The sequence below is a fragment of the Geobacillus sp. Sah69 genome (assembly GCF_001414205.1).
GTDB classification, from domain to species: domain Bacteria; phylum Bacillota; class Bacilli; order Bacillales; family Anoxybacillaceae; genus Geobacillus; species Geobacillus stearothermophilus.
Window position 1 is genome coordinate 257,070 of record NZ_LLKS01000032.1, and the last position, 12,176, is coordinate 269,245.

Here is a 12,176-nt window from a genome sequence, read left to right on the forward strand (position 1 = left end):
TGAGAGACATTGAATATTGAAGAGCGCCTGCAGTGCATTGCTGAACAGCCGCGGGCTTACGTGCAAGGAACAGCGGAGTTTGTCAACAATGAATGGGTGTTTTTTGATGAGGAAGCAGAGGAAGCGGTGTTAGTCGAGGAGATGGCCCAGCAAGGGATTAAACTGTTCCGCTATGGGCATTGGCTGTCCGGACGGTGGCAGGAAAACGGCACGATCGCGACCGACCTCGGCATCTTCCCCCTCACTGACGGCGACCGCATCCGCTTCCGCAAACAGCTGACATACGCGTACCGGCAATGGCTTGCCTCGCTTCCCAATCCGTCCTTTTTTCAATACGTCCAATGGCTGAACCATCTTGGGTTTTCGCTTTACGACTGCCTGTACTGCTACAACGGCTTATTGTTTGCCAAATCATCCGGCGTCAATTTTATGATCTATGACAATACAGAGCAAATCGCCAGCGTCCATCATTACTATGAACGCGGGCCGATGCCGGCCGACCGATTTGAAATAACATTCAACAGCGGCGAACGGGCGATTTGCGCCCAAATAGGCTGAGGACAAAAGCGGCAACCAATAGAAGGCTGCCGCTTCGCTTTAGAATAAGTCAAAACCAAGCGGCAGCAGCAGGCCAAGGAACAGCGTCACCACAAGGGCAATGACCCATTGCGTCCATCCTGCCGCCGCGCTTTTTCCTTTTTTTACAGCTGCTAAAACCATTTCCATCGCTCCGATCACCCACAGCCCGGCAAGCGCTTTTAGCCAATAAAGCGCGGATATCGAAGCAATGCTATGCAGCAAAAGCCCCCCCGTCGCGATCGTGAGAATGTAAAACAGCCGCAACACCATTTGCACGATCTTGGCTTTGCCCGCCCCTTGCCGCTCCATCGACACCGCAAGGAAAAACAAAACAATCGTGATGAGCCAGCTCGTAATATGGGCATGCGTCAACATCCATCCCTCCAACCATTCCTTGTTCCTTCCCATCATAGCACGGCGGGCGGACGGTTGACAAACTTCACGAAAACGAAAGACGCCCTTTCTTTCAAGAGGACGCCTTTTGAGCATCAATGGGGGCTTCCTCACTTTCGCCGTTTACTCTCCCACTTTGTTGCGCAACATGCCGATGCCTTCCACCGTCACCTCAATGACATCACCCGTCTGCAAAAAACGCGGCGGGTTCATCCCTTTGCCGACTCCAGCCGGCGTTCCTGTCGCAATGATGTCGCCCGGCTCAAGCGTAATGCCTTTGGAGATCGTCTCGATGATCGATTCAATGGAAAAAATCAACTGTTTCGTGCTCGCGCGCTGGCGCACTTCCCCGTTCACCCGCGTTTCAATGCGCAAGTCATTAGGATTCGGGACAAAACGGCGCGGCGCAAATGAACCGCCCGGTCGTCTCCTTGCGGCACGGCTCCAACAAACGTTTCTCCATCGAAAAGTGCGGTGATCAGTTTCATCGTGCCTCTCTCCCTTTCTTTGTTATGTAGCGGACGCTTCGTAAACTCTTCTCTTCCACCCGTCTTCATCATTTTGGCGCGTTGAGGATGATATTCGCCATCGAGGCGAAAAAGTCCTGTTTTTGTAGAATTTTGTCTAAATTAGTAAATTTATCACTTATTTTCCCGAATCGCTTCCTCTTTTCGTCGGGATATGTATAATAATGTTTAGTTTCCACTAGGGCGTCGATTGCGACTTTCGTCATGCAACAAACGTCTTGCATCGACGCGGCATGTCTTAACCAACATTTCAAACATTGATGGTGAAGGAAATGGTTCTGTTGCAAATTGAAGAAAAACGACAACAAATGATTGAATTGGCGCTCACGTATGGGTTCACGGCCAAAGAGACGATCGACTGCAGCCAAGAGCTTGACCAATTGATCAACCAATATTTGCAGCACACGAGAATGTTGGAATCGCCTTCCCCGTCCGTTCAGTAAGCGGGGGTTTTTATTACCCCGGCCGGCGGCGAAACGGCGGCCGCGTTCCGTATATCCCCCACCTCCACATCCACTCAACCGGACCATAATGAAAACGCGCAAACCAAAAGCGGCTTATCCACACTTGAGTCGCATACAAAGCAAACGCAATCAACATCTCCTGCCATGCGCTTGTGCGTCCGTACCACCCAAGCCCATAACCATAAAACAGCGACGTGCAAACGAGCGATTGCGCGAGATAATGAGTGAGCGACATTTTGCCAACGTCTTGCCACCACCGCCAAGCGCGCTGCCAACTTCGTTTCCCGCAGACGAACACGGCGGCCGCCGCGTAGAACACCGCCAATGCTGCGCCTCCAAAGCTGTCTTGGATGTACATGGTCAAGTCGTTGACCCCAGCCCAATACGGAATGGTTTTCAGTGCTAAACCAAAACATAGCGCCCACCTCATCAGGCGGCGCAGCTTCGCAGGCGAGTGACGATCGGCTTCAAGCCAACGTTGGTCGGCGGCATAGCCGCCAAGCAAACAAAACGGCAGCACGGTCAACACCGTAAGCAAAAGCCCTCCATCGCCGTTGATATACATCCAGTCGTTCCACCGTTGCCAAAACACGTCACGAAACGTTCCGTTTCGATAATGGCGAACCGCCGCGGCCGCCGCGGTCTCGTGGCCGCCGGCTGTCTCCATTTCTCCGGTCAATACATTGAGCGTTAACAACAGCGCCATGAGGCCGTGAAAAAGAAAAAAGACGGCAACAGCCGCCGTCCGCCACCAACGAGGCGGGGCGGCGAAAAAGAAAAGCATGATGAACCCGGCGACCGCATAGGGGATTAAAATATCGCCAAACCAAAGGCCAAACGCATGAGCAATGCCGATCCCAAGCAAAAGAAAGAAGCGGCGCAACAGAATCGGAATCGGCCGCTTTCCGCGGCTGCTGATCCGGCGGAACATGGTCATCGCCCCGAACCCGAATAAAAACGCAAACAACGGATAGGCGCTCGCTTCAAACAATACGTCGACGACCGCGTCCAAAACTCGGTCAAAAGCACCGCCCTTGACGCTTTCGTTGTATAACGCTGGCGAGGAAACATAACGCATGTTGACAAGCAAAATGCCGAGCAAGGCGAATCCACGCAACACATCCGCCGCAGCGATTCGCTCGGTCGATCTGATCATCGCTTTCTCCCTTCTTTCTACTGCCTAGTCGTCTGCGCAATCGGCGGCGCCTTACCGTCTTGCCGGCACGCCCGCCGCCTTATTCATTTCATTCGGCGCGCTCTCCTCTGTCCGTCTGAAGACACATGCCTGTATCATCAGTTGACATAGCGACCCGATTTTCCGATTGCATCCCAATATTGGCGGCGCAAGTGTACTTTCTGAATTTTTCCGGAGGCTGTTTTCGGCAGCTCATCAACAAACGTAACACCCGTAATGGCTTTGAAATGGGCTAGTTTTTCCCGTGAGAAAGCAATCAGCTCTTCCTCTGTCACATTGTACCCTGGTCGGACGACGACAAACGCATGCGGCGTTTCGCCCCATTTTTCGTGCGGCGCGGCAATGACCGCTGCCTCGAGCACAGCAGGATGTTCATAAAGCGCCCCTTCGACTTCAATCGACGAAACATTTTCTCCTCCGCTAATAATAATATCTTTTTTCCGGTCGACGATATCAATATGCCCGTATTCATCGACGGTCGCCATATCGCCGGTATGCAGCCACCCGTCACGGATCGTTGCGGCGGTTGCTTCTTCGTTTTTCCAATATCCTTTCATGACGCCATGGCTGCGGACGATCACTTCTCCAATCGTTCGGCCGTCCACCGGCACTTCCTCGCCGTTGTCATTCACCACCTTCACTTCGCAGCCGATCATCGGATAGCCGGCTTTTGCCTTGATCCGCTGCTTTTGCTCCACAGGCAGTCCGTCAAGCTGCGGACGAATGAGCGAAATCGTGCTGAGCGGAGATGATTCGGTCATGCCGTACACCTGGATAAACTCCCAGCCGAGCTTTTCCTCAACGCGTGCGATAAATGCCGGCGGCGGTGCGGAACCGGCGCTGACGACTGGGCGGCGAGCCATTCATCGTAATCGATTTCATCAATCGCCGCCTCTGTTTTATGGTGGACAATGATCTCCTCGACCGTTTCAAGCTTGTTTTTGACTGGTGCAATCAGCCCATACAGTTCCTGATCCACAAACAACACTTTCGTTTCGCTATGATTCAAAATAAAAACGTAATCATCCGATTTCAGCCGCGTATTCAGCGGCACCATCACCCCTCTCACCTCAAATACACCGTAAAACCCTTCCAGCATTTCCAGCATGTTCGGCGCGAGCTACGCCACGCGATCCCCCTTTGCGGATGCCGAGCTCACGCAACCCATTGGCGAGCCTCCGCACTCGTTCGCCAAGCTACCTGTATGTCACCGTCCGTCCGGAACAAATCATCGCCGGCTTGTCCCCGTACAGAGCGACAGCGCGGTCTAAAAAATGGGTCAGAACAAGCGGTGCGTTCATTCTCCCATCCCCCCCAAGCTTATATTTTAGAAAATTCATAATTATATTATAGATGAAGATGGACAAAAGAAAAAGACGGTCTTTTTGGTCATTCGGCCGTCTAATTGTTCCCTTTCGCTCCAGCGTCGAACACATCCGGGTCCACTGTATTGGTGACGCTGCAAAACGTATTCGTCTGCAAAAAGTCGCCCGTATTGCCGCCGCCGGCGCCTGAATTCGTCTTTGAGGTGCTTTTGGGAGCGATTTGCAGCACGTCGCCCATGTTCACCGTGCCGTTGCCGCCTACACTCGTTACTTTAATCCCGCCGATGACGATCGCTGGCATCGGTTGTCCCTTCCTTTCCATTCCTTCTCATTAGCATATGCTGACAACTTAACCTCCGATTGGACATCCGCCCCGCGTTGAACCAGTTACGTGTTTTTTTTATACAATATGCTATAACAATGGGAACAAAAGGAGGGGGAGCGAGTGCCTTCGTTTATCAGCGGACCGATTAAAATCACTCATGTGAGCGGAGATGGCACGGTCAATTTTGGCGATGTTTTGCAAATCGCCCCAAAGAGTACGTCCAAATCGCACACCGGCTCTGGGGGAAGCAACAACGGTGATTTCCTGCAAACGAACACATTTGTCAGCTTTACCAACACCGGCGATCCGGATATGATAGACGCGAACACAGCCGCGAACAATTAGGGCGAACGTCAGCCGGCTTGCGCCCATACACTATAGCAGCAACTGCGAAGCTGGGAAAGGAGCATGCCCCATGCCGGCTTTTGTCGGAATCGTGAAACTGAATAGCATCGGAAGCGGCGGCGTGTTCCATATCGGCGACGTGTTTGCGATTTCCCCGCAAAGCGTGACCAAAACGTTCGCCGGCGCCGGCTCGTTCAACACCGGCGACGGGCTTCATGTCTACAACTATTACAGCAATACGAATACGAATGACGCCGATGTCGCCGATGAAAATGTCGTCGGGAACGTATGAAGGAGGAGAAGGAGGTTGAATGTTTACATCAGCCAAAGCATTTGCATCCATCAATTGCGGATTGGCTCCGTCACCAACTCATCCGTTTTGCAAATCGGCAGCGCCGGCAGCATCCAAGCATTGTCAACGCTTGCCAACACCGGCGGTTTCACTGGCCCGGCTTCGCAAGCGACCGTGCCGCTTGGCACCGCCGCCCAGCCGTCCGCTCCTCTCGTTCCTCTCCATTCGACCACCCGCTAAATGCAGAGAAAAAAAGTGATGAGGACGACAGGCCGTCCATATATTGAAGTAAGAGGGGAATGTAGAGAGGATGATGGTGCACCATGAGTATATACGACTATTTCGTCCAACTGCGCCGCTATTTATTATGGCAGACAAACAAAGTACGGACACTCGAACGACGTCTTTCCGTTCTCGAATCCCGGCTGCGGGAGCTGGAATCGCAGCCGCGCACTACGATCGAGCGAATTGAATACAAATTTGACCAGCTGAAAGTGGAAACGCTCGAAGGAACGCTCAATATCGGCATCGCCCCACCGGGGGCCGGCGGCACCATCGAAGATTTCGCTGTCGAACCGGTGAAAACCGTCGTCCCAAAGCCGGAGCCGGTGTTGATGCGCCCGATTCAGGAAAAAGTAGCCGCCTACTTAAACAGTGAGGCGGCAGAAACATTGAAGCGGCTTGAGCAGCAATACAACCGCCGCCTTGATGATACGTACCGGCAGTTTATTTTGCAAGATATCGCCCGACAGACGGATGAACGCATCCGCTTTTATTTGCAAGAGAAAGCAAACCAAGGCTATGTTCCCGCGGGCGATCGCGATGAAACGGTCGAAAACGAGATCTTCCAAAAAGTGAAAGCGGATATTGAACAATCGCTCGACGCGTTTTTGAAACACTTGCCTTCAGGGGAGGAATCAACGTGAATTATACCGTCATTAACCGCGACGTGCATGTCGGGGACATCCGCTTGACAGCCGTCGCCAGCGCCTCGCTGTTTTTAATCGGCGATGCTGATGTGATCAACTTATCGTCCGCGTTTGATACGCCGCCGGAATCGCTCATCATCGGCCCGTTTGTCCCGCTCGTGCCGGCTCGGGGTGGGGCATCGTGAAACGGACATCGATCGTTCAGGCGCTCCATGCCGAAACGTTGATTATTAGCTCTGTGCTGCAAATCGGCGACTCTGAACGGATTTCCGCCCGCACACGCGCTTTAGCCGTGCAGCGGCAATACGAGCTGTTTTTCGAGCCAGAAGGGGAACAAACACTCCCGATTTTTACCAAGCCGATTCCACGCTGGTCTTCCCCGCCGCCGGTTGCATCACAACAGACGCTCCACGAATCCCCGGTCATTTCCGTCCGGTCGATCCGCGTGCTAGGGATCTCCTCTTCGGCCGTTGTCCACATCGGCTCAACCTCCATCGCTGAAGGCGAAGCGCGCATCAAACATATCCGCCAGCTGGCCGGCCCGATGTCGTCAGCAGCAGATATATAGAGGCAACGAGGAAGTTTAACATGTCCCCTGACGGAAAAACGGTTTGCCCCTTTTCGACTGTCGAGGGAAAGCCACAGGCTTCTCCGTCACGCCTTGGCGTGACGGAGGACCGAACAACCGCCTGCTTCACAGACCTATATAATGGGTCTGGAAGTGGCGTTGTTCGGTCGCCCGACAGTCGATCAAATACTCGGTAAAAGTTGCAAATGGTAAATCTTCAAATTGCATCTATCCTGAAAATACCCGAACTCCAAAATGTGTAAAGTTGTAAAATTCAACATAGAGGTCTTTTCATCCTTCCGATGGTGACGAAATTTTTTTGTCATGGGAGTCTATATAGAAAGGAAGAGCTGTAATGCCTTCATTCGTCGGTCCGATCAAAATCAACAACGTCGGCAGCGGCGCGGTCGTGCAAATGGGCGACTGCTTGTATATCGCACCAAAAGTCGCCACGAAAACGCAGGCTGGATCCGGCGGGTTCAACACCGGCGACTTTATCATGACAAACAACGCAATCAGCTTTACAAATGCGTTTGATCCCGATGTATCTGACCAAAACGTGGCCGCCAACAACTAAATGGGGGCAAAGACCGCCCCCTATCCCCCCGTTCCTTCAATCCAGTGGGCCGGACTAACCAGCCGGCGCAGCGGCCGCTGGCAACGCATCCGCCAAGCACTGCTCCCGACAGACGGGTTACATCCATTCAAGCCGGACGCGCGTGCCGGGGCCGGACGGCTCCGCCGGCTCGACAATGAGACGGCGCGGCAGCCGGTTGCGAATCTCTTGGACATGGCTGATGACGCCGACAGCCAGCTGCTGCGTATGCAACTTTTCCAAAGCAGAAACGACCGTATCGAGCAGCTCGGCATCCAATGTGCCAAACCCCTCGTCCAAAAAGAAAAACCGGAGCGGATATTCACCGCGCAACTGAATTTGCGCCGACAGCGCCAGCGCCAACGACAGCGATGTCAAAAACGTTTCCCCGCCGGACAGCGTCGACACCGGCCGCCGCACCCCCCCGTTGGCATCATCGCGAATCAAAAACCCGCCTTGCGAATCGAGCTCAAGCGCATAGCGATGGCGCGTCAACTGCTGCAGCCGCTCAGACGCCATGATGGTCACCTGTTCGAGTTGCTCTTCCGCCATAAATTCGACAAAACTATTGCCGCGAAGCAACGTTTGCAGCTGTTTGTACCGCTCAATTTGGCGGCCGAGAGTTGCCTGCCTCGCCTCCAATTCAACAAAACGGACATGTTTTTTTCTCAGCTCCGCCACTTTTCCGCGCACCGCGCCAAGCTGCTCGGTCATCATCTCAGTGTGCGCTTTCAACTCGTTGTATACTTGCTGCATCATCTCCCATTGTTCAGCGCTCACCGCTTCTTCGCCGATGACAGCCGCCAGCTGGGCGCGTCGGTGCTCAGCCTGCTCTACCTGGCGCCAGTAAAGGCGGATGGCTTCGTCCCATTCATCACATTGCGCTTTTGCCGCCCTCGACATTCGCACTTCTTCAGCATCAGCGAACACAGTGCCGGCCAAGGCGCGGCGCCAGCGAGCGAGCGCTTCTTCCTCGCGGCGGGCCGCTTCCTCGCACGCCTGCTTCGCTGCCTTCGCCTCACTTTCTGTCGCCTGGTATTGCTGTTGAGCGCGCTGCCATTCATCGTACGCCTGCTGTTCGCCGTTTTGCAGCCGGCGCCATTCGGCTTCCGCTTCCCGAAGCTGCACACCTGCCGGGCCAGGTCCGGCCTTCTCGCGCCGTTGCCGCTCATATTCTTTCCACAGCTCCTGTTTGGCGCTCATAAGCGATTCGAGGCGCACCCGCTCCGCCTCAAGCCGGCGACGCTCCTCAGCCGCCTGTTCTTTTGCTCTTTGTTTTTCTTCTAAAAATGGAACGCTGTCTTCAAGCCGTTTTTGTACATCACGCCACATTTTCTCTTGTTCGCGCAGCTGCTCGTAAACCACCGCGATCGTTTCCAGTGAAAAGGAAGGATGCGCCTCGCGCCACTGCCGTTCAAGCTGCTGTTTCTCCTCTTCAAGGCGCTGTTTCTCCGCTTGCAGCGCTTCGATATCCGCTGCCGCCCATCGGCAGGCGTTTTCCGCTTCACGCCGCGCCGCTTCCGCCTCATTCCACTGCGACAACGCCCGGTAAACCGCTTCCTTTCGTTCAATGACATCCTGCCCGAGCGCCCGGACTTCAACGGCCATATCGACGGTTTCGCCTGCCGGGCGGACAGCCGCCTGAACAGGGGGTGTCCCGTGGCTGGCCGCCAGCGCGGCAAGCTGCTCAAGCTGCGCCTTGAATGAGAACAGTGTCTGCAAATCTTGTTCGCAACGCTGCCGCTCTTGCTCGAGCTCAGACAACCGACCAGAGGCTACCGTCTGCGGCCTGGCGGACGGATGCGGGTGCTCACGCGAGCCGCACACCGGGCACGGTTCACCGGGACGGAGCCGCTCAGCCAGAACCGCTGCCAGTTCGGCCGTCTGCGCCTCTTCGATCCGTTGCTGCTCCGCCTCGATCTGTCGCCGCAAAACATGCAGCCGCTTTTCGATATCTTGTTGCCGGCTGCAGACGGAATGGTGCGTTTGTTCAACAAGCTGAAACAGTTGATGAAGGCGGGCGCCGGCAGCGGCGGCGCGGCACTCCCGCTCAGCCCGCTCTCGTTCGGCTTGGCGCCAGGCAGCTTCCTTTTGCTGGAGCTGCACATCGACGCGGGCGAGAGCGGACGCCGTTTGCTCAATGCGCCGCTTCTCTTCGCAGGCGCGCTCTATTTCGTCTTTGCCAGCGAGCGCAGCGGCATGCCGCTGCAACTCTTCTTTCAGCTCCTGTTGGCGCGCCAAGCCGCGCGCGTACCAGGCCTCCGCTTCCTCGAACTGACGCTGCACCGCTTTTTCCCGGTCCGCCAAGCGGTTCCACTCCTCATGGAGGGCGGCGAGCTCCGCCTTGAGTGTTTTCATTTGCCGTTCGAGCTGCTCCGCCTGCCGCAGCCGCTCCATTTGCACCAACAGCTCCGGCTCGCGCCGCGCTTTTTCCTGCCGCGCCTGCTCATAGCGGCGCACGGCATCCTCATAGTGGGCTTTGGCCGCCTCCAACTGTCGCAACGCCGCCTCCTGCCGCTGCAGCGCCGCGGCCTGCAGGAGGCGCATCTGTTCGTACTGCTCCCAGTACGGCCAAATGCGCTCCGCCTGCTCGGCCCGCCCTTTTTTCGCTTCAAGCGCCCGCACTTCGGGCTCCCGCCGGCGCAATGCCGATAATTCCGCTTCAACCGCTTCTTTTTCCTGCTGCCACGCCCGAAGCTGCCTCGCCCGTTCGACGTCTGCCTCGATTTTCTCAAGCTCTTTTTTGCGCTTGGCAAACAGCGCCGCAAGCTCCCGCTCTTCGGCTTCTGCCTGCTCAAGCGCCGCTTTCGAAGCATCGCCGAGTCCCGCTTTTTCCGCTTCGATTTTTTGCCATTCCTGCTCCGCGGCGGCGAGCCGCTCTTTTAACTTTTTATTCAACTCGTCACCGTATCGTTCAAGATGGAACAGGCGCTGCAGCATTTGCCGGCGCTCCGCCCCTTTGAGGGATAAAAACTCGGCAAACTTCCCTTGCGGCAAAACGACAGCGCGGGTAAAATCTTCCATAGTCAAACCAAGCAGCTGTACGACCGCCTTGTCTACATCAGAGAGCTTGTCCGCGAGCACGACCGGCTCGGCCTGATGTTCGATCAACCGGCAGACGGCGCTCCGCGTCCGCCATTCATCCGCCCTTTTCAAACTGCGTTCCACCGTGTACCGTTTTGCCCCAGCGGCATTTTCCAATTCGAACGTAAAGGAAACGAACAGTTCCTTTTCAGCGTGGTTGATGATCGCTTGTGTCCGATTGGCCGCCCGTCCGACACTTCCGAACAGCGCGAGCGTGATGGCATCCAAAATCGTCGATTTGCCGCTTCCGGTCGGTCCAAAAATGCCGAATACGCCGCCGTCGCAAAGGGCCGTAAAATCGATCGTTTGTTTTTCACGAAAGCTATGAAGCCCGGCGATCGTCAAGGAAATTGGCTTCATTCCTCTTCTCCTTCCCCTTCCTTCTCATCGGCCGCCAATTCCAAAAAAAGGCGCACGAGCTCTTCATCCGGTGTTTGTCCGCCGGTTTGACGTTCGTAAAAACGCCGGAACATTTCCACAAGGGAAAGCGGTTTGCAGTCTGTTTCAGCCGCCGCCTCCCGCTCCCGTTCCGGAAACACCGGGCGGATATGGATAAACCCTTGATGAAGCTTGCGCAGCCGTTGAATCTCTTCCATTGTCAACGGCTCGTTTACATGGACCTCTAAATCGATCCAGCACGACCGGTCTCTTCCTTCCTCGCACCAACGATACACTTGGGCAAGTCCGTCCGTCGCCTTCCAACGGACAAGCGGTTTGCCGGAAACAAGCGGAATCTCCGTCACGTTGGCCTTTCCGCCCGGATGGACGTCGACAACCGTCACCGACTTGGTGTGCCCAGCTTCGGAAAAGCTGTAAGCAAGCGGTGAACCGGCGTAGCGCGCCGCCGTCTCCGCCCGTCTGACGTCCTGCGGGCGGTGCAAATGACCGAGCGCCACGTATTGCGCCGCCCCGGGCAAACTGGCAGCCGCCACCGTATAGGCGCCGCCCACCTCAATCGGCCGCTCGGAATCGGACGTATGGCCGCCAGCCACGTATAGATGGCTCATCACAACATTGACAGTTTCATCGGCAAATGAGGCGGCCATCGCAGCGAACAACGCCCGGATGCGGTCGTCGTACCGATCGCGAAGCGCGGTTTCCTTATGGTCGGATGACAATAGCTCAGCGAGCCGCGATTCAGACGGGTACGCCAACGGCGCAAGCATCATCGCCTCGCCGCACGACGGAACGTCAATTCGGCAAACTTCCGCCTGTGGGCGGCCAAAAAGGAAAATGTTGTAGTCGGAAAGCAGCGGCCGGGCGGCGCTGATGCGGTCCGGATGGTCATGGTTGCCGCTGATGACCGCAACCGGACGCCGGCCTTTATCGGACAGTCGGGCCAAACTCTCGTAAAACAGCTGCTCCGCCGCCGCCGGCGGATTGACGGAATCGAACACATCGCCAGCCATCAAGACGACATCGATTTGTTCTTTTGCTACAATCTCGACAAGTTCGTCGATAAACGCCTCTTGCTCCGCCAACCGGCTTCGGCCTTCAAGCGTCCGCCCGAGATGCCAGTCTGCCGTATGCAAAATGCGCATCGTCTTTCCTCCTC

Annotated in this window: 15 protein-coding genes and 2 pseudogenes; 9 read left to right on the forward strand and 8 right to left on the reverse strand. The window is 55.6% G+C overall.

Features of this window, described 5'->3' with window-relative positions; translation table 11 throughout:
• Window positions 1-9: 9 nt before the first annotated feature.
• Window positions 10-558 carry a DUF2777 domain-containing protein gene (locus tag AP057_RS07750; protein WP_033013813.1) on the forward strand — a complete coding sequence of 183 codons (549 nt, stop codon included), beginning with the start codon at window positions 10-12 and terminating at the stop codon, window positions 556-558.
• A 39-nt stretch (window positions 559-597) separates the two neighbouring features.
• Here the strand turns inward: AP057_RS07750 and AP057_RS07755 are convergent, their stop codons facing one another.
• The 3 genes and pseudogenes from AP057_RS07755 to AP057_RS18045 form a co-directional block, all read right to left on the reverse strand.
• A complete protein-coding gene (locus AP057_RS07755; RefSeq protein ID WP_025950975.1) occupies window positions 598-951 on the reverse strand; it encodes a YisL family protein in 354 nt (117 codons plus the stop codon).
• 144 nt (window positions 952-1,095) lie between these two features.
• Window positions 1,096-1,377 (reverse strand): annotated as a pseudogene (locus tag AP057_RS07760) (fumarylacetoacetate hydrolase family protein); the annotation flags it as partial.
• A complete protein-coding gene (locus AP057_RS18045; protein WP_255350133.1) occupies window positions 1,326-1,460 on the reverse strand; it encodes a hypothetical protein in 135 nt (44 codons plus the stop codon). The pseudogene AP057_RS07760 and the gene AP057_RS18045, both read right to left, overlap by 52 nt.
• Window positions 1,461-1,771: 311 nt before the next feature.
• Between AP057_RS18045 and AP057_RS07765 the strand changes: the two genes are divergently transcribed.
• Complete coding sequence (locus tag AP057_RS07765; protein ID WP_055358440.1) at window positions 1,772-1,942, forward strand: aspartyl-phosphate phosphatase Spo0E family protein; 171 nt, start codon at window positions 1,772-1,774, stop codon at window positions 1,940-1,942.
• A gap of 13 nt (window positions 1,943-1,955) precedes the next feature.
• Here AP057_RS07765 and AP057_RS07770 read toward each other — a convergent pair whose 3' ends face one another.
• From AP057_RS07770 to AP057_RS07780, 3 genes and pseudogenes are all read right to left on the reverse strand, one after another.
• Window positions 1,956-3,119, reverse strand: coding sequence for a DUF418 domain-containing protein (locus tag AP057_RS07770; RefSeq protein ID WP_055358441.1), 1,164 nt, complete (start codon window positions 3,117-3,119; stop codon window positions 1,956-1,958).
• A 137-nt stretch (window positions 3,120-3,256) separates the two neighbouring features.
• Window positions 3,257-4,459, reverse strand: a pseudogene (locus AP057_RS07775) (class I adenylate-forming enzyme family protein).
• A 100-nt stretch (window positions 4,460-4,559) separates the two neighbouring features.
• Window positions 4,560-4,784, reverse strand: coding sequence for a spore germination protein (locus AP057_RS07780; protein ID WP_033013815.1), 225 nt, complete (start codon window positions 4,782-4,784; stop codon window positions 4,560-4,562).
• Between the two features lie 144 nt (window positions 4,785-4,928).
• Here AP057_RS07780 and AP057_RS07785 point away from each other — a divergent pair, with 144 nt between their 5' ends.
• The 7 genes from AP057_RS07785 to AP057_RS07815 all read left to right on the forward strand — a co-directional run bounded on the left by AP057_RS07785 (window position 4,929) and on the right by AP057_RS07815 (window position 7,519).
• Window positions 4,929-5,153, forward strand: coding sequence for a spore germination protein (locus AP057_RS07785; protein WP_055358442.1), 225 nt, complete (start codon window positions 4,929-4,931; stop codon window positions 5,151-5,153).
• Window positions 5,154-5,223: 70 nt separating this feature from the next.
• Window positions 5,224-5,445, forward strand: a complete 222-nt coding sequence (locus AP057_RS07790; protein WP_055358443.1) for a spore germination protein — start codon at window positions 5,224-5,226, stop codon at window positions 5,443-5,445.
• A 15-nt stretch (window positions 5,446-5,460) separates the two neighbouring features.
• Window positions 5,461-5,685, forward strand: a complete 225-nt coding sequence (locus AP057_RS07795) for a spore germination protein GerPB (protein WP_055358444.1) — start codon at window positions 5,461-5,463, stop codon at window positions 5,683-5,685.
• An 83-nt stretch (window positions 5,686-5,768) separates the two neighbouring features.
• A complete protein-coding gene (locus AP057_RS07800) occupies window positions 5,769-6,371 on the forward strand; it encodes a spore germination protein GerPC (protein WP_055358445.1) in 603 nt (200 codons plus the stop codon).
• The gene (locus AP057_RS07805; RefSeq protein ID WP_033011648.1) at window positions 6,368-6,559 is read left to right on the forward strand and encodes a hypothetical protein; all 192 of its coding nucleotides are present in this window, start codon (window positions 6,368-6,370) and stop codon (window positions 6,557-6,559) included. Before AP057_RS07800 ends, AP057_RS07805 begins: the two co-directional genes overlap by 4 nt.
• Window positions 6,556-6,942, forward strand: coding sequence for a spore germination protein GerPE (locus AP057_RS07810; RefSeq protein ID WP_055358446.1), 387 nt, complete (start codon window positions 6,556-6,558; stop codon window positions 6,940-6,942). The genes AP057_RS07805 and AP057_RS07810 overlap by 4 nt, the downstream gene beginning before the upstream one ends.
• A gap of 355 nt (window positions 6,943-7,297) precedes the next feature.
• Window positions 7,298-7,519: a spore germination protein gene (locus AP057_RS07815; RefSeq protein WP_055358447.1), complete on the forward strand. Its 222-nt coding sequence runs from the start codon at window positions 7,298-7,300 to the stop codon at window positions 7,517-7,519.
• Between the two features lie 117 nt (window positions 7,520-7,636).
• Here AP057_RS07815 and AP057_RS07820 read toward each other — a convergent pair whose 3' ends face one another.
• Together AP057_RS07820 and AP057_RS07825 are read right to left on the reverse strand one after the other, a co-directional pair.
• Complete coding sequence (locus AP057_RS07820) at window positions 7,637-10,981, reverse strand: AAA family ATPase (protein WP_055358448.1); 3,345 nt, start codon at window positions 10,979-10,981, stop codon at window positions 7,637-7,639.
• Entirely contained in the window at window positions 10,978-12,162 is a 1,185-nt protein-coding gene (locus AP057_RS07825; RefSeq protein ID WP_055358449.1) for an exonuclease SbcCD subunit D, read from the reverse strand. The genes AP057_RS07820 and AP057_RS07825 overlap by 4 nt, the downstream gene beginning before the upstream one ends.
• Window positions 12,163-12,176: the final 14 nt, after the last annotated feature.

Coding starts and splice junctions, on each gene's coding strand:
- AP057_RS07790 (WP_055358443.1), top strand. CDS start 5,224: ATGCCGGCTTTTGTCGGAATCGTGAAACTGAATAGCATCGGAAGCGGC.
- AP057_RS07825 (WP_055358449.1), bottom strand. CDS start 12,162: ATGCGCATTTTGCATACGGCAGACTGGCATCTCGGGCGGACGCTTGAA.
- AP057_RS07800 (WP_055358445.1), top strand. CDS start 5,769: ATGAGTATATACGACTATTTCGTCCAACTGCGCCGCTATTTATTATGG.
- AP057_RS07770 (WP_055358441.1), bottom strand. CDS start 3,119: ATGATCAGATCGACCGAGCGAATCGCTGCGGCGGATGTGTTGCGTGGA.
- AP057_RS07765 (WP_055358440.1), top strand. CDS start 1,772: ATGGTTCTGTTGCAAATTGAAGAAAAACGACAACAAATGATTGAATTG.
- AP057_RS07820 (WP_055358448.1), bottom strand. CDS start 10,981: ATGAAGCCAATTTCCTTGACGATCGCCGGGCTTCATAGCTTTCGTGAA.
- AP057_RS18045 (WP_255350133.1), bottom strand. CDS start 1,460: ATGAAACTGATCACCGCACTTTTCGATGGAGAAACGTTTGTTGGAGCC.
- AP057_RS07815 (WP_055358447.1), top strand. CDS start 7,298: ATGCCTTCATTCGTCGGTCCGATCAAAATCAACAACGTCGGCAGCGGC.
- AP057_RS07780 (WP_033013815.1), bottom strand. CDS start 4,784: ATGCCAGCGATCGTCATCGGCGGGATTAAAGTAACGAGTGTAGGCGGC.